The following is a 24,441-nucleotide window of genomic DNA, read 5'->3' on the forward strand; positions in this document are numbered from 1 at the left end:
ACGGGCGTTCCTGCGGCCCCGCCTGTGACAGGTTGTCGTTATCTTTTGAAGCTGATTTTCGGCACAATCGGAGTCATGACTCCTAGCGCTGCGGCCACCGACGGCACGTTCCAGACGAGCACGTCGCACCTTCACACCTCAACCGGCGGTTCCGCCGCCGGCCAGGCAGCAGACGGCCGTCCGGGCCTGCCTGCCGACCACCCGCTGAAGGACGGACGCACCGCGGATTCCCCGCTGATCACGGCGTACCGCGGCGGCACACCTTCCCGCCGTCCGGTCTGGTTCATGCGGCAGGCCGGACGTTCGCTGCCCGAGTACCTCAAGGTCCGGGAGGGTGTGGCCATGCTGGACTCCTGCCTGCGCCCGGAGCTCGCCGCCGAAATCACCCTGCAGCCGGTACGCCGCCACGACGTTGATGCGGCCATCTTCTTCTCCGACATCGTCATCCCGCTCAAGCTGGCCGGCGTCGGAGTGGATATTGTGCCCGGCGTCGGACCCGTGCTGGACCGGCCGGTGCGCACCGCCGCAGACGTCGCCGCCTTGCCGCAGTTGACCTGGGAAGCTCTCGAACCCATCCGCGAGGCAGTCCGTCTTACGGTGGCCGAGCTGGGCAGCACCCCGCTGATCGGCTTTGCCGGGGCCCCGTTCACCCTCGCGGCCTACATGGTCGAAGGCAAGCCGTCCCGTGACCACCTCGGCCCGCGCACCATGATGCACGCCGATCCGGACACCTGGACTGCGCTGGCCAACTGGGCTGCTGATGCGTCCGGGATGTTCCTGCGTGCCCAGCTGGAAGCCGGCGCGTCCGCTGCCCAGCTCTTCGATTCCTGGGCCGGATCGCTGGGGCTGGCGGACTACCAGCGGTTCGTGGCGCCGGCCTCCGCGCGTGCCCTGGACCATGTCCGGCACCTGGGCGCCCCGCTGGTCCACTTCGGCACCGGTACCTCGGAACTGCTCGTGGCCATGCACGACGTCGGAGTGGACGTGGTGGGTGTGGATTACCGGCTGCCGCTCGACGAGGCCAACCGCCGCCTGGGCGGAATGGTGCCGCTGCAGGGCAATATCGACCCTGCCCTGCTGTCCGCACCGTGGGAGGTCCTGGAAGCCCACGTCCGGGAGGTTCTTGCGGCCGGCGCGTCGGCCCCGGGCCACGTGGTGAACCTGGGCCATGGGGTGCCTCCGGAAACGGACCCGACGGTGCTGACGCGCGTCGTCGAACTGATTCACTCGATTTCCCCGGAGTAAGGCCATGGGCGCAGCTGAAGGCAGCCCCCCGCCCGCCGCCGTGGTGGTGGGCGGCGGGATTTCCGGCCTCCTCGCCGCCCGTGAGCTGGTCCGCGCCGGCGTCCGCACCACCGTGCTGGAGGCTTCGGGGGAGTGGGGCGGCTGCGTCGGCCGCCATGTCGTCGGCGGCCTGACACTGGACAGCGGCGCCGAGTCCTTCGCCACCCGGTCGTCGGCGGTGGCGGACCTCGCAGCCGAGCTGGGTCTTGCCGCGGAGATCGTGGCCCCGAATCCCGGAGGGGCATGGGTCCAGTTGCCAGAGGGGCCCCGCGAACTGCCCCGGACCGGTGTGCTCGGCATCCCGGCCAACCCCTGGGATCCCGAAGTGCGGCGTTCCCTGGGCACGCTGGGCTCGCTCCGCGCCTCCTTCGATGCCCTTCTGCCGGGCTCGCTCGGCACCCGCGGCGCGGACACCAGCGTGTCCGCGCTGGTCCGCGCCCGGATGGGGCGCCGTGTCCTGGAGCGCCTCGTGGCGCCGGTCGTCGGAGGTGTCCATTCGGCGGATCCCGCCGTGCTCGATGTCGATATGGTCGCCCCGGGACTGCGTGCCGGAATGCGGCAGCACGGCTCCCTCGCCGCCGCCGTCGCCGCCCAGCGCGGGGGAGCCCGCGGAAAGAAAGCGGGCTCGGCCGTGGCAGGCCTGCGGGGCGGCATGCACACGCTCGTTTCCGCGCTCCTGGCCGATCTCCGCGAAGGCGGCGTGACGCTGCTCAACCGCACCCGGGCGGACGCCGTCGAGCGCACTGCCGGCGGCTGGCGGGTACGGTCCGGGGACCTTAACTACGACGCTGGCCTCCTCGTCGTCGCGGTGGAAGGTCCGGCCGCCGTCGATCTGCTGTCCGCGGCCCTGCCGGAGCTTGCCAGCCGCCGCCCGGCTCCCGGACCGGACGTCAGCCTGGTCACCCTCGTGGTGGACCTGCCGGCGCTCGGCTCAGCCCCGCGCGGCACCGGGGTCCTCGTTGCGCCGCAAAGTCCCGGCATCGCGGCCAAGGCCCTGACCCATGCCACGGCCAAGTGGGGCTGGCTCGCCGAACAGACCGCCCCCGGCACCCACGTCCTCCGCCTGTCCTACGGCCGGGCGGAGCGGCCTGCCGCCGGGCGGACGTCCGCTGCGCCGCCGGACACGGAGCCCCGGACCGATGCGGACCTGTTCGAGGCTGCCCTGCAGGATGCTTCGGCCCTGCTCGCGGTCCCGGTCCGCGAGGGCTCCGTCCTCGCCTGGGACGTGGTGCGCTGGTCCGGCGCCCTGCCGTTCGCGTCGCTGGGGCACAGACGCCGTGTCGCGGAGGTCCGGGAGATCTGCGCCGCGGACGGGACCCTGGCCGTGGTGGGCGGCTGGCTGTCCGGCAACGGACTCGCCGCGATCGTGGCCGACACGCCGAAGGTGCTGCGGCCCCTCCTGCCCTGAACAGGAGTTCGGACTTCCATTCCGACCCGGCGTCGGCGTCCACAGTGTGAAATCCAGCACTTCTACTTGTTGTAGAAGTCGCCGGTTTCGACTTAGCAGTAGGGAAGGGGCAGACTGGTAACCATGAGCCACACTTCTGCCGAATCTGTCACTAAAACCGGGTCAGTCACCGAATCAGCAAGCGAAGAAGCGACCGAGCAGTTCTTCACGCTCTGGACGGTCTTCAAGCGCTCGGCCGGCGTCGCGCGCAGCGACGATGCCGTCGCGGAGTTCGAGGCACTGACGGCCCGGCTGGCCGAAGCAGGAGTGGTCCACCGCGGCAGCTACGACGTCTCCGCCATGCGCGCGGACGCCGACGTCATGGTGTGGCTGCACGGACCGCAGCCGGAGGACCTGCAGCGGGCGGTCCGCGACATCCGGCGCAGTGAGCTTTTCGCGGGCACGGAGATCGCCTGGTCGGCGATGGGCGTCCACCGTGAGGCCGAGTTCGCCAAGAACCACACCCCGGCCTACTCCCGCGGGGTGGCACCGGCGGAGTGGCTCTGCGTCTACCCCTTCGTCCGCTCCTACGAGTGGTACCTGCTGCCCGACGCCGAGCGCGGCGCCATGCTCCGCGACCACGGCATGCTGGGCCGCGACTTCCCCCAGGTCATCTCGAACACGGTTTCCTCCTTCGCCCTGGGCGACTGGGAATGGATCCTCGGCCTGGAAGCCCCCGAGCTCGTCGACCTCGTGGACCTGATGCGCCACCTGCGCTCCACCGAGGCCCGCAACCACGTCCGCGAAGAAATCCCCTTCTACACCGGCCGCCGCATCTCCGCCGCCGAAATCGCCGAGGTCCTTGCATGAGCCCGCTCGATCCGCAGGTTCCCGCGCCCCAGCTGACCGCCGTCAACCCGGTCACCGAGGCCGGCCGGATGGCCCCCAAGGATTACGACGCCGTGCTCCTCGCCTCCTTCGGCGGCCCCGAGGGCCAGGAGGATGTCCTCCCGTTCCTCCGCAACGTCACCCGCGGCCGCGGCATCCCGGACGAGCGGCTCGAAGCCGTCTCGCACCACTACCGCGCCAACGGCGGCATCAGCCCGATCAACCAGCAGAACCGCGAGCTGAAGGCCGGCATCGAGGCCGAGCTGGCATCCCGCAGCATCGACCTGCCGGTGTTCTGGGGCAACCGGAACTGGGACCCGTACATCCCGCAGACGCTCCAGGACATCTACGACGCCGGGCACCGCAAGGTCCTGATGATCACCACGAGCGCCTACTCCTGCTACTCCAGCTGCCGCCAGTACCGCGAGGACATCGGCATGGCGCTGACCGAGACCGGCCTCGACGGGAAACTCGAAGTGGACAAGGTGCGCCAGTACTTCGACCACCCCGGCTTCGTGGAGCCGTTCATCGAGGGCACCGCGGCCGGCCTCGCCGACGTCCGTGCCCGCCTCGCCGCGGCCGGCACTCCGGACGCTCCCGTCCACATCCTCTTCGCGACGCACTCCATCCCCACCCGCGACGCCGAAGCCGCCGGACGCTCCGAGGAGGAGCCCCGCCACTTTGCCGAGGACTCCGCTTACGCCGCGCAGCACCTGGCCTCCGGCGCCGAGGTCATCCGCCGGGTTGAAGCCGAGACCGGCCAGACCGCGCCGTGGTCCCTCGTCTACCAGTCACGCTCCGGTGCGCCGCACGTGCCGTGGCTGGAACCGGACATCAACGACGCCATCGAGGAACTCGCCGGACAGGGAGTCAAGGGCATCGTGATCGTGCCGCTGGGCTTCGTCAGCGACCACATGGAAGTCGTCTGGGACCTCGACACCGAGGCCATGGAGACATGCGCGAAACTGGGGCTGGCCGCCGCCCGCGTCCCCACCCCGGGCACGCACCGGAAGTTCGTCGCCGGCATCGTGGACCTGATCTGCGAGCGGACCGCCGCGAACAACATCGCCGACCGCCCGCACCTGACCGCGCTCGGACCCTGGTACGACATCTGCCGGCCCGGCTGCTGCGCCAACTTCCGCGGCGAGAAGCCCACCATCGCCGGAGCCGACACCACCGTCGGGACCGGCCATGACCCCTACCCGGCAGCGTCCGCCGCCGGCACCTCCGCCCCGGTTGGTCAGGGGACCCTGTGACCGTCCGGATCGGCACCCGCGCCAGCAAGCTCGCCCTTACGCAGACGCAGCAGACCGCGGACCAGCTTGCCGCCGTCGGCGGTTTCGCGGTGGAACTGGTCCACATCCGGACCGAAGGCGATGTTCTCAAGGGCTCGCTGTCCCAGATGGGTGGCACCGGCGTCTTCGTCGCCGCCTTGCGCGATGCCCTGCTGCAGGACACCTGCGACGTTGCCGTGCACTCGCTCAAGGACCTTCCTACCGGTCCCGCCCTCGGGCTGAGCCTCGCGGCGACACCGAAACGCGTCGACGTCCGGGACGTGCTCTGCGCCCGGGACGGCCTCAAGCTCGCGGACCTGCCCGCCGGCGCCACCATCGGCACCGGCTCCCCCCGCCGCGCCGCCCAGCTGCGCGCCGCGCGTCCGGACCTGGTCATCAGGGACATCCGCGGCAACGTGGACACCCGGCTGGGCCGGGTCCCCGGACTGCCGGGCAACAGCACCGACGCGGTCGTGGACGGCAAGTCCTGCGATCTCGACGCCGTCGTCCTCGCCGCCGCCGGACTGCAGCGGATCGGCCGGCTGGACGCCGTCAGCGAATATCTCGAGACAGACATCATGCTCCCCGCCGCCGGCCAAGGAGCGCTGGCGATCGAATGCCGCACCGCCGACGCCCCCCGCAAGGCCGGGTCCACCGAAGGCTCCCAGGGTGTGCTGGCCCAGGCCCTCGCGGCCCTCGACGATCCGGACACCCGGCTCGCCGTCACGGCGGAACGTGCACTGCTGGCCCGGCTGGAGGCCGGCTGCGCCGCGCCGGTGGGCGCCTACGCCTACCGGAAGGGCAGCATGCTGCACCTCGAAGCCGTCGTCTGTGCCGTGGACGGCACGGCGACGCTTCGGGACAAGAAGGCCACTGACGGGCTGACCGAAGTCGGGGCAACGCTGCTGGGGATCGAGCTGGCGGAGGTCCTGCTTGCCCGGGGAGCCGCCGACATCGCGGACCTGGCCGCCTCCTGAACCCGCGGAATCAACGGTTCATGCAACAAGACAGCGACCGCAACGGCACGGGCGGCGAGGCTGCAGCCGGGCCGCAGGGGATGCGGGTGCCCGAGGGCGCCAGGGTCCTCGTTGCCCGCACCCCTGACCGGGCCGGGGAACTCGTCTCCGCCTTGCGCGAAGTGGGCGCGGAACCGTTGCTGTTGCCGCTGATCGACTTCGAGCTGGCCCGCGACCAGCACTCCCTCGACGTTGCATTCGATGCCCTCGGCGCCGGTGCCTACACCTGGCTCGTGGTCAGCAGCGTCACCGCCGTCCAGGCGCTCGAAGCCAAAGCCGCCGAGCGGGGTGTGGACCTGTGCCGCTGGCTGCCCGGCAACGTGCAGGTCGCCACGGTGGGGCCTGCCACCCGGCGGGTGCTCGAGGCCCGGGGAATCGCCGTGGACCTGGCACCGACCGGCCGCCAGTCCGGTGCCGGCCTGTTGGAGATCTGGCCGGAAGGCCGAGGGACTGTGCTGCTGCCGCAGGCCGACATCGCCGACGCCCGGCTCCGGCGCGGCCTCGCCGCCCGCGGCGCGTTTGTCCAGGCCGTCACCGCGTACCACACCGTCGATTACCCGGCCGATCCCGGGCGCCGCCTGCCCGTGGGCCCTTCGGTTCCGGGCGGGTCGGAGGCGACGGCAGGCCCCGGGGCCGACGCCGGCCCCGCCGCCGCGGTGCTCAGCGCCGCCGAAGCCAGGGCCGAAATCGCCGCCGGTACCCTCCACGCCGTCGTCGCCGCCTCCCCGAGCGCTGCCCGCCGCATCAAGGCAGACCTCGGGCCGCTCGGTACCTGCCGGTTCGTCGCGATCGGCCGTTCGACGGCGGCGCAGGCCGAGGCGCTCGGGCTCACTGTCTCCGCCGTCGCCGACGCGCCGACGGCGTCCGGCCTGGTGGCCGCCGTCGTGGAGTCCCTCGCATTTCCGTCCGCTTCCTCATCATCCCCGCATCCGCCCGCCGCGGAGCCCACCGCAAAGGATCCTGCATGAGCTTTCCGACCCACCGTCCCCGCCGCCTCCGGACCACGCCGGCCATGCGCCGGCTCACCGCCGAGTACCGCCTCTCGGCCGGTGAACTGATCCTGCCGGCCTTCATCCGCGAAGGCCTCACGGAGCCGAAACCCATTGCCTCGATGCCCGGCGTGCAGCAGCACACCACGGATTCGCTCAAGCGCGCCGCCGCCGAGGCGGTGCGGCTCGGCGTCGGCGGCATCATGCTGTTCGGTGTCCCCGCGCAGCGTGACGCCCGCGGTACCGCCTCGCTGGACCCCGACGGGGTGCTGAACAAGGCCATCCGGGACGTCCGGGCGGAGGTCGGCGACGAGCTCGTGGTCATGAGCGATGTCTGCCTGGATGAATTCACGGACCACGGCCACTGCGGTGTCCTCGATGCCAACGGCTACGTGGACAACGACGCCACGCTGGAGATCTACGGGCAGATGGCGGTGGCACAGGCGGAGGCCGGCGCCCACGTCCTCGGCCCTTCCGGCATGATGGACGGCCAGGTCGCCGTGATCCGGCAGGCCCTGGAGGAAGCCGGCCACGCCAACACCGCCGTCGTCGCCTATGCCGCCAAGTACGCCTCCGCGTTCTACGGCCCGTTCCGGGAAGCCGTCGACTCGCAGCTGACGGGCGATCGCCGGACCTACCAGATGGACGCCGCCAACCGCCGCGAAGCCATCCTCGAAGTGGAACTGGACCTGGCCGAAGGGGCGGACATGGTCATGGTGAAACCCGCCATGAGCTACCTCGACATCCTGGCCGACGTCGCTGCCATGAGTCCCGTGCCGGTCGCGGCCTACCAGATCTCGGGCGAGTATTCGATGATCGAAGCCGCGGCGGCCAACGGCTGGATCGACCGCCGCTCGGCGATCACCGAGTCCGTCCTTGGCATCCGGCGGGCCGGCGCCAACATGGTGCTGACGTACTGGGCCTGCGAACTCGCCGGCTGGCTGAAGGAGTCCTGATGCGTGCTGCCGCCGTGCCGGATCCGGAATCCATGGCGCACCCCACAGCCCCGGTAGGGCCCGGACGCATCCTGCTGGGCCTCAACAGCTTCGGTGACGTCGGTGTTTTCCCGGACGGGCACCCCGTCCCGCACGCCCAGGTGCTGCGCCAGCTCCTGGAACAGGCCGAACTCGCCGATGAGGTCGGGCTGCACGCCTTCGCCGTGGGGGAGCACCACCGCCGGGACTTCGCCGTCTCCGCACCCGAGGTGTTCCTGGCGGCCGCGGCGGCACGGACCAAGAACATCCGGCTCGGGTCGGCCGTGACGGTCCTCAGCTCCGATGACCCCATCCGCGTTTTCCAGCGCTTCTCCACCGTGGACGCGATCGCCAACGGCCGCGCCGAGGTGATGCTGGGCCGGGGTTCCTTCATCGAGTCCTTTCCGCTGTTCGGCCTCGACCTGGCGGACTACGACGTCCTGTTCGAGGAAAAGCTTGCGCTCTTCGACCAGGTCCGGGCGCAGAAACCCGTGCACTGGGAGGGCCGGACCCGGCCCGCCATCAGCGGGCTGAGCGTCTACCCGCCACTGGAACACCACCTGCTGCCGGCCTGGATCGGCGTCGGCGGGACCCCGGAGTCGGTGCTGCGCTGCGCGGAGTACGGCTACCCGATCATCTTCGCCATCATCGGCGGCCAGCCCCGGGCCTTCGCGCCGCTGGCGGACCTCTACCGCGAAGCGATGGCGAAGTACGGCCACCCGATGCAGCAGGTGGCCACCCACTCACCCGGCCACATTGCCGCCACCGACGAGGAAGCCCGGGAGGAGTTCTTCCCGCACTGGCTCGCGCAGCGGAACCGGATCGGATCCGAGCGCGGCTGGGGCCCGGGCAACCGGGGCGAGTTCGACGCGATGTGCACACCGGAGGGCGCCCTGTACGTCGGCTCGCCCGAGACGGTCGCGGCGAAGATCGTGCTGCTCAAGAAGAATCTCGGGGTGGACCGGTTCGACCTGAAATACAGCAACGGCACGCTCCCGCATGCCGCCATGATGCGCTCCATCGAACTTTTCGGCGCCGAAGTGGCGCCGCGCGTCGCGGACCAGCTGGCGGGAGCCACCGCAGGCACGGAACAGCAGCCACACGCAAGCCTGAAAGAATAGGACCCATGACTTCCAGCAGCCCTCGCAACGAGGAACTCTTTGACCGCGCCCGCCGGCTGATGCCCGGAGGCGTCAACTCGCCCGTCCGCGCCTTCGGCTCCGTGGGCGGGACCCCGCGGTTCATGGTCTCCGCCAAGGGACCCTACCTGACCGACGCGGACGGCGCCGAGTACGTCGACCTGGTCTGCTCCTGGGGACCGGCGCTGCTGGGGCACGCGCACCCGGCGGTCCTCGCCGCCGTGCACGCCGCCGTCGACCGCGGCCTGTCCTTCGGCGCCTCGACGCCGGACGAGGCCAACCTCGCGGCGATCGTCCGGGAGCGCGTCCCGGCCGCGGAACGGGTCCGCATGGTCTCCACCGGCACCGAGGCGACCATGACCGCCGTCCGGCTGGCCCGCGGCTTCACGGGCCGGGACCTCATCATTAAGTTTGCCGGCTGCTATCACGGCCACCTCGACGGCCTCCTCGCCTCGGCGGGTTCCGGCGTCGCCACGCTGGCGCTTCCCGGCTCGGCCGGCGTCACCGCCGCAACCGCTGCCGAGACGCTCGTGCTGCCGTACAACGACCTCGACGCCGTCGAAGCAGCCTTTGCCGCGCACGGTCCGAATATTGCCGCCGTGATCACCGAGGCAGCGCCCGCCAACATGGGCGTCGTGACCCCCGGAGACGGCTTCAACGCCGGCCTCTCGAGGATCACCCGCGAACACGGGGCGCTGCTGATCCTCGATGAGGTCCTGACCGGTTTCCGCACCGGCTACTCCGGCTACTGGGGCCTCACCGGGGGAGCGGCAGGGGCCGACCAGCCCTGGACGCCGGACCTGCTGACCTTCGGCAAGGTCATCGGCGGAGGCATGCCCACGGCGGCCCTCGGCGGACGCGCCGACGTGATGGACTACCTCGCCCCGGTGGGCCCGGTCTACCAGGCCGGTACCCTCTCCGGGAACCCGGTGGCCATGGCCGCCGGCGTCGCCACGCTGACGAACGCCACCCCGGAGGTCTACTCCTTCGTTGACGCCCGGTCCCTGGAACTTTCCACGGCCCTGTCCTCCGCCCTCGACCAGGCCGGCGTGGACCACTCCATCCAGCGTGCCGGCAGCCTGTTCTCGGTGGCCTTCGGCACGGCTGCCCGCGGCGTCCACAACTACGCCGATGCCTTGGGCCAGGAAGCCTTCCGGTACGCGCCGTTCTTCCATTCCATGCTGGACTCCGGCGTCTACCTTCCGCCGTCGGTCTTCGAGGCCTGGTTCCTCTCCGCGGCACACGACGACGCCGCGATGAACCGGATCTTCGACGCCCTGCCCGCGGCGGCCAAGGCGGCGGCCGCCGCAACACCGTAGCTGCCCGGCGCCGGGCGCGGCGTCCTTAAACGCCTGATGGCACCCGCCGCGGCGGGTGCCATCAGTTGTTAACGCGCGCGATGCAGCCGGACTAGAGAACGTCCGAGAGGAACCCCTGCAGCCGTTCGGTCCGCGGGTCCGTGAACATCTGTTCCGGCGGACCGGACTCGACGACGACGCCGCCGTCCATGAACGTCACGGTGTCCGAGACATTGCGGGAGAAGCCCATCTCGTGGGTCACCACCACCATGGTCATGCCGGTGCTGGCCAGGTCCGCCATCAGGGCCAGGACGCCCTTGACGAGCTCCGGGTCAAGGGCCGACGTTGCCTCATCGAAGAACATCACCTCCGGCTTCATGGCCAGGGCGCGTGCGATCGCGACCCGCTGCTGCTGGCCGCCGGAGAGGTTCGCCGGGCGCGCGTCGGCCCTGTGCTTGAGGCCGACAAGGTCCAGCTGGGCGAGTGCCTCGTCCCGGGCCTGCTCCTTTGACATGCCGCGCAGCTTGCGCAGCGCCAGGGAGATGTTTTCTGCCACCGTCTTGTGCGGGAACAGGTTGAACTGCTGGAAGACCATGCCGATCCGCCTGCGCAGCTCGTCGGGGTTGTCCTTGAGTACGGACCTGCCGTCCAGCAGGATGTCGCCCTGGTCGGGCTCGATCAGCCGGTTCATGACCCGCAGGAGCGTGGACTTGCCCGAGCCGGAGGGGCCGATCACGGACGCCGTGGTGCCCTTCTCGACGTGCAGATCGATTCCGCGCAGGACGTGGTTGGACCCGAAGGACAAATGGATGTTTCGTGCGGTCAGCGTTCCTGACACAAATTCACTCATACCTGGGCTCCCTTTCCGACCTTGGCGGCCGCTTCGTCAGGTTCCTTCTTTTCCGGCCGGCCCGCGCGCAGGCGGCCGTCAATCCAGTTCACGAAGTGCGTCAGCGGGACGGTCAGGGCCAGGTAGAAGATTGCCGCCGCGACATACGGTGACAGGTTGCCGCTCGTGGACGCCGCGTCCTTGCCGATCTGGAAGATCTCGCGCTCCGTAGCGAGGAGTCCCAGCAGGAAGACCAGCGACGACTCCTTGATGAGCGCGATGAACTGGTTGACCAGCGCCGGCAGGACCCGCCGGATACCCTGCGGAACCACCACCAGGCGCATGGACGGGCCGTAGCCGAACCCCAGCGCGCGCGAGGCCTCGAGCTGGCCTTTATCGACGCTCTGGATACCGGAGCGGAAGATCTCCCCGATGTACGCGCCGGCCATCAGGGACAAGGCTGCGATGGCCATCGGGTACGGGCTGGTGGAGCCGGTCAGCTGCCGGATGACCGGGCCGAAGCCCAGTCCGATCACCAGGATGGTCAAGACCGGCGGCAGTCCACGGAGGACGTCGGTGTAGACGCGCGCGATCCACCGCACGGCCGGATTCCTGGAGATCCCCATGAGGGCAAGCACCATGCCGAGCAGCGTTCCGATGATGCCTGAGGTGACGGCCAAGACGAGCGTGTTCGGCAGGCCGACGGCGAACATCATCGGGATGACTTCGCCCATCGCCTTCCAGTTCAGGAAGGTATCGCCGAGTTGCTTGAGGATTTCCAGGAGATCCATGGAGAACCCGGGCTACTTCGCGGGGATCTGGACGGCCTTGCTGCCCGGCTTCCAGCCCTGCGGGGTCTGCTCCGCCGCCGTCGGGCGGTCGGTGTACCACTGGGCCGTGAGCTTGGTCCACGTGCCGTCGGCGATGACGGCGTCAAGGCCGGAGTTGAGGGCGTCCATCAGTGCCTGGTTGTCCTTGTTCACGGCGTAGGCGGTGAAGTTCTGGGTGTTCACGATCTTTTCGGCGATCTTGGTGTTGTCGCCTTCCTTGACCTGGCCCGTGGCCTGCTGCGACGGGGCCACCCAGGCGTCCACCTGGCCGTTTTTCACGTTGGCGTAAACCGTGTTGTAGTCCGGGAACCGGACCGGCTCCAGCTTCAGGGTGTTGGTGACATAGTCATCCTGGACGGTGCCCTGGACCACGCCGATGCGCACGCCGGACTTCAGGTCGGCAAAGCCCTTGACTGCGGCGGTGCTCTTGGTCACTACGGCCATGTAGCCGAAATCGTACCCGTTGGTGAAGCCGACGGTCTCGCGACGCTTGTCCGTGGTGGAGATCGAGGAGGATCCGACGTCGAACTGCTTGTTCTTGACCTGCGAGAGGAGCGCGGAGAAGTCAGTGGAGGCGAACTCGACCTTGAGGCCGAGCTTGTCGCCGATCGCACGCAGGAGTTCGTTGTCGTAACCGGTGAACTTGCCGGAGGGGTCGATGAAGATGTTCGGCGGTGCGTCCGAGAGCGTTCCGACACGCAGCGTGCCTTCGGTTGCCAGGCCGAGCTTGGTCTTGTCGATTTTGTCCAGCGGCGTAACGTCGGCCGTCGTGTACTTGTCCAACGAGGTCTGGTCGCTGCCCTGAAGGGCGTCGGTGGCTGACGCGGAGGGTTGTGCCGAGCCGCCGCCGCATGCTGCGAGGGATGCCGCCATGGCGATCGCCACGGGTACGGTTGTCAGCCACTTCAAGGCTTTGCTTTTCATCACTCAATCACTTTCGTCTGAGGTTTAGTGGGTCGCGGCAAGCTCATGGGGCCCTCGGCTGCTGGCGTCGGCGCCGGGTGGAGCGCACAGTCCGCGAAAGATAATTGTGTCACCCCGGGCGGGCTCGGATTCAATCGGAATTATGCGGAGCCGCAGCGCCTCTGGGGCGAAGGATCTTCACCATCAGGGCTGATCAGTGGTCATCCGGGTGATGACGGCAGGCCGCAACGGAATCATCGGCGAGGAGGGCCCGCGTGTGCGCGACACCATGGCGGTGTGAGCTCCGTCGCAATCGCTGGAGTTGAGCGCGGCAGAGGACTAGCTTAGGGTCCCGCCGGGTGGACCGCTTTGTGTCAGAACTCGCCGCGGCTGGCGTCTTCCGGCGGCAGTACCGGCCAGTTGCCCTCGATCACCGCGGCCGGCTTGGTCTTGCGGAGATACGTCTGGAAATCGGTGGCCTGGGACGAGGCCCAATCGACCTGCAACTGGTGCAGATTGCCTGCCGGCATCATGAGCTTCGGGAACTTTCCCGCCATGGCATCGAGCACGCGGAGGGTGGCGAGCGCGTCGGCCGCCGAGGTGTGCGCGTTGTCCAGGTTGACGCCGTACTCCTCGCACAGGGCCGTCAGGGTGCGCTTGCCCTTGCGGTAGCGGTCCACCTGCTTGTTCATGACGTAGGGGTCCAGCACCGGGAAACGGCTGAGCTGCGGCACCCCGTACCGGGCCGATTCGGCCGCGAGCACAGTGAAGTCATAGCTGGCGTTGAAAGCAATCACCGGGACGCCGGTGTCAAACAGCTCCTGGAGCACCGCCGCCACTTCCCGCGTCACTTCAGCGGCGGGCCTGCCCTCGCGGCACGCCTTTTCGGTGGTGACGCCGTGGATGTCACTGGCCTCGGTAGGAATTTCCACGCCAGGATCGGCGAGCCACTCATGCTCCTGGATGATCCCGCCGGCCAGATCCACCACGGTGACCGACGCTGTGACGATCCTGGCGGAGCGCGAGTTCCGGCCGGTGGTTTCGAGGTCGAAGGCTGCGCGGGGGAGGGTGTTCCAAGTGCTCATGCGTCAAAGCTACCTGCTGCCACCGACAGTACTGCGTCACCCACGCCGCCGTGGCGCAGTGCCGTTTGCAAGGGCGCCGCACGGGCCCGTTCCCGGGCGGGGCGGCGGCCGGTTCGCCGGCGGTTCACCTGCGGGGCGGGCCGGACGGCGAGCAGAGGCGGGGCTCGCCCGGCTAGGCTTGAGCCATGCGGATGGAGTACGTGGAGGCGGTGCTGGAACTTGTGGCATCGATCCCCGCGGGGGCAGCGGTGGCCTACGGCGACATCGCCGAACTCCTGGGTTCCGGCGGTCCCCGGCAGGTGGGGTCTGTTTTGAGCCACCACGGCGGCTCTGTTCCCTGGTGGCGCGTCCTGAAAGCGAGCGGGGAGGCCCCGGCTGGCCACGAGCGCGAGGCCCTGGGACTGTACCTGATGGAGGGCACCCCGCTGCTGGGAAGCTACGCGGAGTTCTTCAGCACGGGTAAGGGACGCTGGCGGGTCGACCTGATGGCGGCCCGGTGGGCGCCCTCCGACGGTGACTTCGACCGGATTGACGCGATCGCCGAGCGGCTTGAACGCGCCCTGCATAAATTGTCGGCGCCCGATGATGAAATGACCGTGTGAGCACCTCCAGCCAGAACCCCTCTCTCCGCCTGCTTCCGCCCCGCAAACAGCACACCGTCGTTCCGTTGCTCTCGAAAGACCAGCGCGCCGCGGTTGAAGTCCCGCATGGTTCGGGACCTGTCCTCATCCCCGGCGCCCCCGGAACGGGAAAGTCGACGGTCCTGGTGGAGGCAGCCGTGCACCGCGCCCTGCGCGACGGCCTGGATCCGGAACGGATGCTGATCCTGGCACCGGGACGGCTCGCGGCCGACACACTGCGGGACCAGTTCACCGCGCGGCTGGACCGCAGCCTGAGTACGACGCCGGCGCGCACCTGGGCGTCCTATGCCTTCGACCTGATCCGGCGGGCCAAAGCCGAGGGCATCCTGCCGCTGCCGCGTCCGCCGAAGCTGCTCTCCGGCCCGGAGCAGGATCTGATCATCAAGGAGCTCCTCGAAGGGCATGCGCTGCCCGGGCTCGAGCTGCCCTGGCCGGGAGATCTAGGCGCTGCCCTGCAGACGCGCGGCTTCCGGCAGGAGGTCCGCCAGCTCTTTGACCGGATCATCGAATCCGGGCGTACGGCCGAGGACCTGGTGGTACTGGCCGCGCGCTGTGACCGGCCCGACTGGGTGGCCGCAGCGGCAGTGTATTCGGAGTACCGTGATGTCCTGGACCTGAGGATGCCGGAGGCCTTCGACCCGGCTGGGATTATCACCGCTGCCCGCCAGATCTTCCAGGATGCCCCGGACTTCCTGGCCGCTGAGCGCGACAGGCTGCAGCTGGTGCTGGTGGACGATATCCAGGAAGCGAACCCCGCCATATTCGAACTGCTCGCGGACATAGCTGCCGGCAAGGATTCGCTCATCACCTTCTCACCGGACACGGTGGTGCAGGGCTTCCGCGGCGCCCGCCCGGACCTCGTGGCCGAGCTGCCGCAGCTGCTCGTGCCCGCCGGCGGGACCGTCCTCGAACGCCCGCTATCGACGGCGCACCGCCACGCCCCCGCCGTTGCCGAGGCGTGGCTTTCCGTGGCCGGGCGCATCTCGCGCCGGGCCGGCGGCCAGTCTGCCCGCCGGCTCGAGCAGCCCGGCGGCGACTTATCCGCAGGAGCTGGCGCCGGCCGGGTCGAAGCGCACCTGCTGCCGTCTCCGGTGCACGAATTGCGCTACGTGGCACAGCGGATCCTGGAGGCGCAGCTGAACGACGGCCGGGAACTGGGGGAGATCGGCGTGATTGTCCGCAACGGCGGCCAGCTCGGACAACTGCAGCGTTACCTCTCCGGCCAGGGCATCCCGGTCCGGATTCCGGTGGCGGAATCCGCCGTCCGGGACGAGGTCGCCGTCCGGCCGCTGCTCGATGCGTACGCCGTCGTGCTGGACCCGGCCGTGCTGACCCCGGAGGCCGCCGTGGCGCTCCTGACGTCGCGGATCGGCGGTGCCACAGCGATCGAGCTGCGCCGGCTCCGCCAGTCGCTCCGCCGCGAGGAGATCCTCGGCGGCGGCGGCCGCAGCAGCGACGCGCTCCTCGTCGAGGCCCTGCTCGAACCCGGGGCCCTGGCCACGCTCGGCATCGAAGGGCACTCCGCCCGGCGGATTGCCCGGATGATTCTCGCCGGCAGGGAGGCCGCCCAGGCTCCCGGGGGCAACGCCGAAACGGTGCTGTGGGCCCTCTGGAACTCCACCGGGCTCGCGGCCCGGTGGACCGAGGCAGCGCTGGCAGGGGGAGCGGCCGGAGCCCGCGCCGACCGCGACCTCGATGCCATGATGGCCTTGTTCCACACCGCCGAGCGCTACGTGGACCAGCTTCCCGGGTCCGGTCCCGAACAATTCCTCGAATACCTGCTGAGCCAGGAGCTGCCCATGGACACCCTTGCTGCGCGGGCGCAGCTGGAGGACGCCGTGGAACTCATGACCCCCGCCAGCGCGGCCGGACGGGAATGGCCGGTTGTGATTGTCCCGGGTCTCCAGGAAGGTGTCTGGCCAAACACCAGGCTCCGCGGAGAACTGCTGGGCAGCACCCTGTTCGCGGACGCCGTCGAACACGGAGTGGACTACGCCCTGCAGCTGGACCCGCTCAGCCGCCTGCGGGAAATTCGCTACGACGAACTCCGGAGCTTCTCCACCGCTGTCTCGCGGGCCCGGCAGGTGCTGATCTGTACCGCGGTGTCCTCCGAAGACGAACAGCCTTCCTCGTTCCTGGACTACGTGGCGCCGCTGCACCCGGACCAGGACCGGCGGGGCTTCACCCCGGTGGAGCGGCCGCTGACCCTCCGCGCCCTCGTGGCGGAGCTGCGCCAGCATGCGCAGCTGGACGTCTTGGAGGCAGCCGAGGCCGCCGCCGTTCTGGGCGCCCTCGCATTCGCCGAACCCCCTGTACCCGGGGCGCATCCCCGCAGCTGGTGGGGTCTTGCGCCGTTGTCCTCCGATGCGCCCGTGGTCCCGGCCGGGGGCACTGTGTATGTCTCGCCGTCGAAGGTTGAAACGGTGCAGAAGTCCCCCCTGGACTGGTTCGTCCAGGCGGCCGGCGGCGAGGCGGCTACCGACTTTGCCCGCAGCCTCGGCACCCTTGTCCACGCCATCGCCCAGGACCTGCCGGACGCCTCGGGGACAGAATACGTGGCCGAACTCGTGCGCCGCTGGCCCGCGCTCGGGATGAAGGACAACTGGGAAGGCAAGCTCGACTTCCAGCGCGCCGAAGCCATGGTCCGGAAGCTGGCCCAGTACGTGCTGCTCATGCGCGCCGAGGGCCGCACCCTCGTGGGCGTCGAGCAGGATTTCGAGGTGAAGCTGCCGGACGTCGCCCCCTCGTCCCTGCCGGGTAGCGCGGACAGCGAACCCGGGCCGGGCCGCCCGGCCGTGCTGCGCGGGCAGGTCGACCGGCTGGAAATCGATGCCGAAGGCCGCCTGGTGGTCGTGGACCTCAAGACCGGCAAACGCCAGCCCGGCAAGGCCGACCTGGAGCGGCACCCGCAACTCGGCGCCTACCAGGCCGCCGCGCTGGCAGGAGGATTCGCCGGCGCCGACGACGGCCCGCCGCCTCTTCCGGGCGGTGCCGTCCTGGCCCAGCTCGGCACCGCCACCAAGAGCCCCGGCATCCAGGCCCAGGCCGCACTGGACCCGGCGGAGAACTGGGCGCTGGACATGGTGGGCGAGGCCGCGCGCGTAATGTCCGGCAGTACGTTCGAGGCGCGCCATGATCCTTCCAAGGGCGGGCACGGGGGCCACGGCTGCCGGCTGCCCGAGGTCTGCCCGCTATGCGCGCGCGGAAAGCAGGTTACCGAATGACCACCGACACAACGCCGCTTGTGCGGCCGGCGGCGCTTGGGGCCGCCCTTCCCGTTCCCAGGTTCAGCCCGGAGGAGCTGTCCGGGATGCTGGGGGAAAAAAACAGCCCCACTCCGGAACAGTCCCTGATCATTTCGTCCCCCTTGTCACCCCGGCTGGTCATCGCCGGTGCCGGCTCCGGAAAGACCGCCACCATGGCGGACCGGGTCGTGTGGCTTGTCGCCAACGGATGGGTCCGGCCGGAGGAAGTGCTCGGCGTGACCTTTACCCGCAAAGCCGCCGGTGAGCTTGCCACCCGCATCCGTGCCAAGCTGGCCGCGCTGCAGCGGATTGCAACTGCGGACCCCGGCAATGAGGTCTTTCCTGCGGGGCTGCTCAGCACCGATGCCCTCGAGCCGAAGGTCTCCACCTACCACTCGTACGCGAGCGGCATCGTATCCGACTACGGGCTGCGGCTCGGCGTCGAACGTGATGTTGTGCTGCTCGGGGGTGCCCAGTCCTTCCAGCTCGCCAGCGAGGTCGTGGAGGCTTTTGACGGTGACTACGAGCATTTCCGCGCCGCCAAGTCCACCTTGGTCAAGGCGGTCATCCAGCTGGCCGGGGAATGCGCGGAGCACCTGCAGGACCCCGCCGCGGTACGGGGCTGGGTGCTTGAGCGGGTGGCGGAGTTTGAGGCACTCCCGTACGTAGCGAGCGCCAAGAAGAATCCGAGCCAGGCCGCGGGCGAGCTCAGCGCCCTGCTCCGCACACGGGCCAGCGTCGCCGACATGGTGGGGCGCTACACCGACGCCAAGCGTGCCCGGGGCGCCCTGGACTTCGGGGACCTCGTGGCCCTCGCGGCACGGGTGGCCAACGAAATCCCGGTCGCCGCGGCCACCGAGCGCGGCCGCTACAAGGTGGTGCTGCTCGATGAATTCCAGGACACCTCGCACGCCCAGCTCGTGCTCTTCTCCCGGTTGTTCGGCGACGGCCATGCCGTGACCGCCGTGGGCGACCCGAACCAGTCGATCTACGGCTTCCGCGGAGCCTCCGCAGGGCAGCTCTTCCACTTCGTCCGTGAATTCCCGCTCCGGCTCGACGCCGCCGGCCCGGCCACCAAAGGCGACGACGGCGTGGCCGAAGGGGGCGCCCGCGCCCCCCGCTTCGCCGTGGCACCGACCTCGTACCTCACCACCGCCTGGCGCAACGGCCGGAACATCCTCGCCGCCGCCAATGTCATTTCCGGGCCGCTCAGCAAGGCAGCCTCCCAGGCCGGTGCCGCAGGTGCCCGGGACACAGCCGGGACCGTAGAGGTGCCGCCGCTGCAGCCCAGCCCCGCCGCGGTCCAGGGCAGGGTAGTGATGGGCCGCTTCGCTACGGACGAGGACGAGGCCGCTGCCATCGCCGGCGACGTGTTGAAGTTCCGGGTGACGGACTTCGAGGCGCCGGCCGCAGCGCGCCCCGAGCCGCCCGCGATGGCGGTACTGTGCCGGCGTCGTGCGCAAATGGAGTGCATCCGCCGCGAATTCGAGCAGCGGGGCATCCCGTACGAAATCGTCGGCCTCGGCGGGCTGCTGGACACTCCCGAGATCGTGGATCTGGTCTCCACCCTGCGGGTCCTGGCCGATCCGGGGCGGTCGGATTCACTGATGCGCCTGCTGGCCGGGGCGCGCTGGCGGATCGGTCCGGCAGACCTGATGGCGTTCCACGACTGGTCGAGCTTCCTGGCCCGGCGGCGGGGGCGCCCGGGTAGCTCCGAAGCGGACGACGCCGACACGGACGCCGGCGCGGACGGGACGGTGATCGAGGGCGACCTCACAGATGCCGCCAGCCTCGTCGAAGCACTGGACTGGCTGCCGCGCGAAGGCTGGGTATCCCGGCACGGCCGCGCGCTCAGCGCCGAGGCACTGGACCGGCTCCAGCGGCTCTCTGCGGAACTCCGGCAGCTGCGCGGGTTTATGGGCGACGACCTCACCACGTTGCTCGGTGAGGTGGAGCGCGCGATGCTCCTCGATATTGAAGTTGCCGCGCGCCCGGGGATCAGCATCCACCAGGCACGGCGGAACCTGGACGCCTTCCAGGACGCGGCGGCGGGATTCCTGTTCACGTCCCACCGTGTCGATGTGCTGGCCTTCCTCGCTTGGCTGGAGGCGGCTGCCGCAGAGGAAAACGGGCTGGACGCCGCCGCACCCGAGGTGAACCACGAGGCCGTGCAGCTGCTGACGGTCCACGCCTCCAAGGGCCTGGAATGGGATGTTGTGTTCGTCCCGGGGCTGAATGCCGGCGCGTTTCCCAGCAGCCGTGACTCGCGTTGGAGCAGCGGCAGCGCGGCCCTGCCCTGGCCGCTGCGCGGGGACCGGGCGGACCTGCCGCAGTGGGACCTGGACCAGCCGGACCAGAAAGGCTGGCTGGACGCGGAGAAGGAGTTCAAATCCGCTGTCCAGGTGCACGGTGAGGCCGAGGAACGGCGCCTCGCCTACGTTGCCTACACCCGCGCAAAGCACGTCCTCTGGGTTTCCAGCGCAGCCTGGGTGGGCTCCCGGGCCGGCATGGCGGAAATGTCTCCCTTCCTGGCGGAGCTGCAGGTGCTTGCCCGCAACGGGCAGGCAGAGATCCATCCCCGGTCCGTCAGCGAGGATTCACTGCCGGAGAAGAGCCCCCTGACGTCGGAGCTGGAGCTGGCGCTCTGGCCCTACGATCCTCTCGAGGGCCCCGTGGACCCGCGGACCGGGTCCCGGCTCCGGCTCGTCGCCGGACGACGGGCGGCCATGGAAGCAGCCGCGGAGCGGGTACTCGGGTCCCTTGCGGCCGATTCACCGCTCAGTGCCCTGGACGTGGACGCGGATCCGCGCGGGCCGCAGGAGGAACCCGGGAGCGCCGGGCAGCGGCGGCTCCTTCGGGGACCGGCGGTTGGCTGGGCCCAGGAGGCCGCGACCCTGCTGGAGCGACGCTCCCGGCGCAGCGTCGTGCACGAAGTCCACCTGCCAGGCCATATTTCCGCGTCCACCCTTGTGGACCTCGAGGACGACGCCGGTTCTGTGGTGGCCCGGCTCCGCCGGCCGGTTCCCCGCGAGCCGGGGATGTCCGCACGCCAGGGCACCGCCTTCCACGCGTGGGTGGAGGAATATTTCGGCGCGGCCGGGATGCTGGACCTCGGGGAGGCCGCCGGCTCGGATGACCATATCGATGAGGCCTACGGGCTGGACGCGATGGTGGAGACGTTCCGCCAGTCGGAGTGGGCGAATCGTGCGCCCGCCTACGTCGAGGTGCCGGTGGAAACGCGCATCGGAGACGTGGTGGTCCGCGGCCGGATCGACGCCGTTTTCAAGGATGCCGACGGCGGGTGGGACCTGGTGGACTGGAAAACGGGCCGTCGGCCGTCAGCCCGGCAACTGAAAGTCAAGGCCGTTCAACTCGCGGTTTACCGGCTGGCTTGGTCCCGGCTCAAGGGCGTTCCGCTCGAGGACGTCAGGGCGGCGTTCTACTATGTCGCGGACAACCAGGTGGTCCGCCCGCACGACCTTGGATCGGCAGAACGGCTCGAGGAAATCGTCGCGGCGGCCCTGGGCAAGGGTGGGCGGGCGCCGGGCACCGGCTCCACGACAGACATCGCCTAGGCCCCCAACCTGCCGAGTCAGTACGGCCTGCCGGGTTGAGCCCGGACAGCGCGGCCACCGACCCGGCTAGCGCGACTTGGCGTCGACCACCGGCAGCGCCGTGGTGGAAAGGTCTTCGACGGTCGGGCCAGCAACCACCGAGTTCGACTGCGTCGAGGTGTCTACGGCTGGCGGGGTGTCTTCGGCTGGTGAGGTGTCCTCGGCTGGTGGGGCATCGCCGCCGGGTGTGGCGTCGTCGCCGGCAGCCATGGGCGGGGGAGTGCCCTCGGCCTCACCAGTCCCGCCTGCCGAGGTTTCAGGGTCGGCTTCGCCAGCCGCACGTTCTGCGGTTCCAGGGCCGGCCCCGTCAGCGGCGTCTATTGCCTCAGGGTCCGCCCCGCCAGGGGTGCCTTCTGGGGTTCGCGGGAGTGCCGTTGAACCGTGCGACGACCTAGCACCGGTGGGAGTTCTGTCGGTCCCGGCTGCGTCATCGGAGTTTTCAGCACTGTCGTCCTCGCGGCGGATCTCGTCCACGGGGATCGGGGTCACTTTAACCGCTGGCACCGCTGTGCGCGGCGGAACTGCGGGCGCGCCGGACACCGGTTCCGGCGCGAGCAGCGTCACTTTGCTCACGGCCGGAACAGGAATGATCTCCACTGCCGGAGGCTTCGCCGGGGCGAGCGGGGCCGGGGCCGGGGCCGGGGCCGGGCGGGCACCGGCGGGCGTTGCCGCGGGCTGGGGCACGGCGGGCGGGGCCGCCGGCTGGGGCAGCGGCTCCACGCTGATCGGCTGGCCCCCGTGCTCCGCCACGTCCTCGGCCAGCGCCGTCAGCATTGATTCGGCCTCACCGATCATGTCCTCGTCCCCGGCGGCGAGACCCTTGACCAGATACTGCGCCAGGGCGAACTCGGCGGACAGGGCCGCGCGGCGGAGCAGATGGGCGTCGGGGGAGTCCCGGCGGCTGGAGGTGTAGTGCTCCAGGACGGCATCCACGAAGTCCTGCTCATTCGAGGCGACGAGCCAGGCCATATCATCTGCGGGGTCACCGATCCGCAGGTCCGTCCAGCCGGTTACCGCTGCCACCCGCTCGCCGTCCACCAACAGGTTGTCCTCGTGCAGATCGCCATGCACGACGCACGGGTTGAACCGCCACAGCGACACATCCTCCAGCGCGTGTTCCCACCGTCGCAGCAGCAGCGGCGGGATCTTGCCGGTGGTCGCCGCCTGGTCCAGTTCGTTGAGGCGCCGCTGGCGGAACTCGTTCGGCGTGTAGCTCGGCAGGTCGGCGTTGCTGACGAGGGAGTGCGGCAGGTCGTGGATGGCGGCCATGGCCGCCCCGATTTCCCTGGCCAGTGCCGCGGATCCCGCGCTGAGTTCCTCGACAGAGCGGGTGGAACCGCCAAGGTGCGAGTACACAAACGTGCTGAGCGCGCCCTGCCGGACGGTGCCGGCAACGGTAGGCATCAGGAAAGGGAGCTCCGCCCGGATAGCGGGGGCGAAGGCCCGCAGCACCATGAATTCCGTTTCCAGCCGGGCGCTGGCCTCGGCATGCCGGGGGGAGCGGACACGCCAGCGCTTGCCTTCAGAGTCCAGGAGGAGCGCCGAATCGAAGTCCGCCGGATCGTCAGGCGCGGAGCTCACTGCGGTCGGGGTCAGTCCAGGGACTGCCGCGGTTGCCACAGCTGCCAGTTCGATTGGTCTTCTTCTCACGCTTCCAAGGTAGATTGAGCAGCGCCCAAGATTGCGATGCAGCGCGGCGAGTCTCCAGATCGGGCATAAATAGCGTCGGAGGCCCGACGCCCGGCCTCTCCCGTGCCCGCCGTCACCCCGTCGCGTGACGGCGCCCGCAAACACCCCCGGAAAATGTCAATTGTCAGTGGGAGTCAGTACGGTGGATACATGAGTCTCGGGGAGTCACACGCATCATCAGCTGCATCATCATCGGCGGCATCACCGTCGGCTGCGTCACCGTCTGCTGCGTCGCCGCCGCCCGGAAGCGAACCACCGTCGGGCACGCCCACCGCTCCGGGACGGGGCCTGCTCGCCAACCACCTGCGGAACACGGTTCTCCCGGTGCGCCCTGCCCTCATCGACCGGGGATCGGCCGCCAGGGTCCAGCCGGGCATGCTGGAAAACCTTGTCTCCTCCGGAAGGGCGCGGGCCGTGGTGCTTTCCGGACGGCAGGCCCTCATCGACGGCGGCGGCCTCGTCCTGCTGGACGCCGCAGAACTGGCCGACCACCTCCGGGACACTGACTACGCCCCGGACCAGCTGGTCTACCTTGGCACGGCGTTGCCGGGGTCCGACCTTGAGACCGGCACCGAGCTGGTCCTCTTCCTCCTGCCGCGGCAGTTCGAGGTCAAGGCAGAGGAATTCGAGCCGCACATCGCGGGTATCCCCGCCGGGGCACAGTGGGCGGGTTTCCGGGACGTCGCCGCCCGCCTGAACCCGACGGAAACCGCCCTTTTCATCGAGGCCAGCGCCATCGCCAACTGGCATGCCAGCCACACCCACTGCCCGCGCTGCGGAACCGCCACGCAGCCGGAAGCCGGCGGCTGGGTCCGCCGCTGCCCCGCCGACGGCTCCGAGCACTTTCCGCGCACGGACCCGGCCATCATCGTCACCGTCATCGGCCCCGACGACCGGATTCTGCTCGGTGGCGGTGGCCCCCTGGACGCCACCAACTACTCCACGCTCGCCGGGTTCGTTGAGCCCGGGGAGTCCCTGGAGCAGGCCGTGGTCCGGGAAATCGGCGAGGAAGTCGGAGTCCGCGTCACCGCCTCCCAGTACCTCGGCTCCCAGTCGTGGCCTTTCCCGGCTTCGCTGATGCTCGGGTTCACGGCGACGACCGAGGACACGACGGCCACTCCCGACGGCGTCGAGGTGACCAGGGCGCGGTGGTTCAGCAGGAGTGAACTCCAGGATGCGGTTCTTGCCGGCGAAATCGTGATCTCCAGCCGGCTGTCCATTGCCCGGGCCCTGATCGAGCACTGGTATGGCGGCATCATCAAAGACCGTGCGGACGTCGGATGACGCACGGATGAAAGCCCCAGCCGCCGCGGGCGTACGCTGCGCCCGCCCATCGAAAACACCAAGTGATTAAGC

The 24,441-nt window shown here is 69.9% G+C and carries 17 protein-coding genes and 1 pseudogene; 13 read left to right on the forward strand and 5 right to left on the reverse strand.

Annotated elements, in window-relative coordinates; all coding sequences use genetic code 11:
- Positions 1-75: 75 nt before the first annotated feature.
- The 9 genes from hemE (at position 76) to hemL (ending at position 10,270) form a co-directional block, all read left to right on the forward strand.
- Positions 76-1,245, forward strand: coding sequence for a uroporphyrinogen decarboxylase (gene hemE / locus QFZ65_RS07070; protein ID WP_306909332.1), 1,170 nt, complete (start codon positions 76-78; stop codon positions 1,243-1,245).
- 4 nt (positions 1,246-1,249) lie between these two features.
- Positions 1,250-2,692 carry an NAD(P)/FAD-dependent oxidoreductase gene (locus QFZ65_RS07075; RefSeq protein WP_306909334.1) on the forward strand — a complete coding sequence of 481 codons (1,443 nt, stop codon included), beginning with the start codon at positions 1,250-1,252 and terminating at the stop codon, positions 2,690-2,692.
- Between the two features lie 123 nt (positions 2,693-2,815).
- A complete protein-coding gene (hemQ, locus tag QFZ65_RS07080) occupies positions 2,816-3,541 on the forward strand; it encodes a hydrogen peroxide-dependent heme synthase (protein ID WP_306909336.1) in 726 nt (241 codons plus the stop codon).
- Complete coding sequence (locus tag QFZ65_RS07085; protein ID WP_306909338.1) at positions 3,538-4,815, forward strand: ferrochelatase; 1,278 nt, start codon at positions 3,538-3,540, stop codon at positions 4,813-4,815. The genes hemQ and QFZ65_RS07085 overlap by 4 nt, the downstream gene beginning before the upstream one ends.
- A complete protein-coding gene (gene hemC, locus QFZ65_RS07090; RefSeq protein ID WP_306909340.1) occupies positions 4,812-5,810 on the forward strand; it encodes a hydroxymethylbilane synthase in 999 nt (332 codons plus the stop codon). Before QFZ65_RS07085 ends, hemC begins: the two co-directional genes overlap by 4 nt.
- A 20-nt stretch (positions 5,811-5,830) precedes the next feature.
- The gene (locus QFZ65_RS07095; protein ID WP_306909342.1) at positions 5,831-6,817 is read left to right on the forward strand and encodes a uroporphyrinogen-III synthase; all 987 of its coding nucleotides are present in this window, start codon (positions 5,831-5,833) and stop codon (positions 6,815-6,817) included.
- Positions 6,814-7,794, forward strand: coding sequence for a porphobilinogen synthase (gene hemB / locus QFZ65_RS07100; RefSeq protein ID WP_306909344.1), 981 nt, complete (start codon positions 6,814-6,816; stop codon positions 7,792-7,794). The genes QFZ65_RS07095 and hemB overlap by 4 nt, the downstream gene beginning before the upstream one ends.
- A complete protein-coding gene (locus tag QFZ65_RS07105) occupies positions 7,794-8,933 on the forward strand; it encodes an LLM class flavin-dependent oxidoreductase (protein WP_306909345.1) in 1,140 nt (379 codons plus the stop codon). Before hemB ends, QFZ65_RS07105 begins: the two co-directional genes overlap by 1 nt.
- A gap of 5 nt (positions 8,934-8,938) precedes the next feature.
- Complete coding sequence (gene hemL, locus QFZ65_RS07110; protein ID WP_306909348.1) at positions 8,939-10,270, forward strand: glutamate-1-semialdehyde 2,1-aminomutase; 1,332 nt, start codon at positions 8,939-8,941, stop codon at positions 10,268-10,270.
- Between the two features lie 91 nt (positions 10,271-10,361).
- On the opposite strand, the gene QFZ65_RS07115 is transcribed toward hemL, so the two are convergent.
- The 4 genes from QFZ65_RS07115 to QFZ65_RS07130 form a co-directional block, all read right to left on the reverse strand.
- A complete protein-coding gene (locus QFZ65_RS07115; RefSeq protein ID WP_306909350.1) occupies positions 10,362-11,099 on the reverse strand; it encodes an amino acid ABC transporter ATP-binding protein in 738 nt (245 codons plus the stop codon).
- Positions 11,096-11,860, reverse strand: coding sequence for an amino acid ABC transporter permease (locus QFZ65_RS07120; RefSeq protein ID WP_306912519.1), 765 nt, complete (start codon positions 11,858-11,860; stop codon positions 11,096-11,098). Before QFZ65_RS07120 ends, QFZ65_RS07115 begins: the two co-directional genes overlap by 4 nt.
- A gap of 21 nt (positions 11,861-11,881) precedes the next feature.
- Complete coding sequence (locus tag QFZ65_RS07125; protein ID WP_306912520.1) at positions 11,882-12,832, reverse strand: ABC transporter substrate-binding protein; 951 nt, start codon at positions 12,830-12,832, stop codon at positions 11,882-11,884.
- A 353-nt stretch (positions 12,833-13,185) separates the two neighbouring features.
- Positions 13,186-13,896, reverse strand: coding sequence for a 3'-5' exonuclease (locus QFZ65_RS07130; protein WP_306909353.1), 711 nt, complete (start codon positions 13,894-13,896; stop codon positions 13,186-13,188).
- 185 nt (positions 13,897-14,081) lie between these two features.
- Here QFZ65_RS07130 and QFZ65_RS07135 point away from each other — a divergent pair, with 185 nt between their 5' ends.
- Genes QFZ65_RS07135 through QFZ65_RS07145 form a run of 3 tightly spaced genes read left to right on the forward strand, consistent with a single transcriptional unit; the run spans position 14,082 to position 21,357 of the window.
- Positions 14,082-14,498: an MGMT family protein gene (locus QFZ65_RS07135; RefSeq protein WP_306909355.1), complete on the forward strand. Its 417-nt coding sequence runs from the start codon at positions 14,082-14,084 to the stop codon at positions 14,496-14,498.
- Positions 14,495-17,761, forward strand: coding sequence for an ATP-dependent DNA helicase (locus QFZ65_RS07140; RefSeq protein WP_306909357.1), 3,267 nt, complete (start codon positions 14,495-14,497; stop codon positions 17,759-17,761). The genes QFZ65_RS07135 and QFZ65_RS07140 overlap by 4 nt, the downstream gene beginning before the upstream one ends.
- Positions 17,758-21,357 carry an ATP-dependent DNA helicase gene (locus QFZ65_RS07145; protein ID WP_306909358.1) on the forward strand — a complete coding sequence of 1,200 codons (3,600 nt, stop codon included), beginning with the start codon at positions 17,758-17,760 and terminating at the stop codon, positions 21,355-21,357. The genes QFZ65_RS07140 and QFZ65_RS07145 overlap by 4 nt, the downstream gene beginning before the upstream one ends.
- Before the next feature lie 432 nt (positions 21,358-21,789).
- On the opposite strand, the pseudogene QFZ65_RS07150 reads toward QFZ65_RS07145, so the two are convergent.
- Positions 21,790-23,046: pseudogene (locus QFZ65_RS07150) on the reverse strand (macrolide 2'-phosphotransferase); the annotation flags it as partial.
- Positions 23,047-23,235: 189 nt separating this feature from the next.
- On the opposite strand from QFZ65_RS07150, the gene nudC reads away from it, so the two are divergent.
- Positions 23,236-24,369, forward strand: coding sequence for an NAD(+) diphosphatase (gene nudC, locus QFZ65_RS07155; RefSeq protein ID WP_306909360.1), 1,134 nt, complete (start codon positions 23,236-23,238; stop codon positions 24,367-24,369).
- Positions 24,370-24,441 lie beyond the last annotated feature (72 nt).

The organism is Arthrobacter sp. B3I9 (genome assembly GCF_030816935.1).
Classification (GTDB): domain Bacteria; phylum Actinomycetota; class Actinomycetes; order Actinomycetales; family Micrococcaceae; genus Arthrobacter.

What these genes read in the sequence shown, in the direction of transcription:
- hemE (WP_306909332.1), top strand. Translation starts at nt 76, where the DNA reads ATGACTCCTAGCGCTGCGGCCACCGACGGCACGTTCCAGACGAGCACG.
- QFZ65_RS07075 (WP_306909334.1), top strand. Translation starts at nt 1,250, where the DNA reads ATGGGCGCAGCTGAAGGCAGCCCCCCGCCCGCCGCCGTGGTGGTGGGC.
- hemQ (WP_306909336.1), top strand. Translation starts at nt 2,816, where the DNA reads ATGAGCCACACTTCTGCCGAATCTGTCACTAAAACCGGGTCAGTCACC.
- QFZ65_RS07085 (WP_306909338.1), top strand. Translation starts at nt 3,538, where the DNA reads ATGAGCCCGCTCGATCCGCAGGTTCCCGCGCCCCAGCTGACCGCCGTC.
- QFZ65_RS07095 (WP_306909342.1), top strand. Translation starts at nt 5,831, where the DNA reads ATGCAACAAGACAGCGACCGCAACGGCACGGGCGGCGAGGCTGCAGCC.
- hemB (WP_306909344.1), top strand. Translation starts at nt 6,814, where the DNA reads ATGAGCTTTCCGACCCACCGTCCCCGCCGCCTCCGGACCACGCCGGCC.
- QFZ65_RS07105 (WP_306909345.1), top strand. Translation starts at nt 7,794, where the DNA reads ATGCGTGCTGCCGCCGTGCCGGATCCGGAATCCATGGCGCACCCCACA.
- hemL (WP_306909348.1), top strand. Translation starts at nt 8,939, where the DNA reads ATGACTTCCAGCAGCCCTCGCAACGAGGAACTCTTTGACCGCGCCCGC.
- QFZ65_RS07115 (WP_306909350.1), bottom strand. Translation starts at nt 11,099, where the DNA reads ATGAGTGAATTTGTGTCAGGAACGCTGACCGCACGAAACATCCATTTG.
- QFZ65_RS07125 (WP_306912520.1), bottom strand. Translation starts at nt 12,832, where the DNA reads ATGAAAAGCAAAGCCTTGAAGTGGCTGACAACCGTACCCGTGGCGATC.
- QFZ65_RS07130 (WP_306909353.1), bottom strand. Translation starts at nt 13,896, where the DNA reads ATGAGCACTTGGAACACCCTCCCCCGCGCAGCCTTCGACCTCGAAACC.
- QFZ65_RS07135 (WP_306909355.1), top strand. Translation starts at nt 14,082, where the DNA reads ATGCGGATGGAGTACGTGGAGGCGGTGCTGGAACTTGTGGCATCGATC.
- QFZ65_RS07145 (WP_306909358.1), top strand. Translation starts at nt 17,758, where the DNA reads ATGACCACCGACACAACGCCGCTTGTGCGGCCGGCGGCGCTTGGGGCC.
- nudC (WP_306909360.1), top strand. Translation starts at nt 23,236, where the DNA reads ATGAGTCTCGGGGAGTCACACGCATCATCAGCTGCATCATCATCGGCG.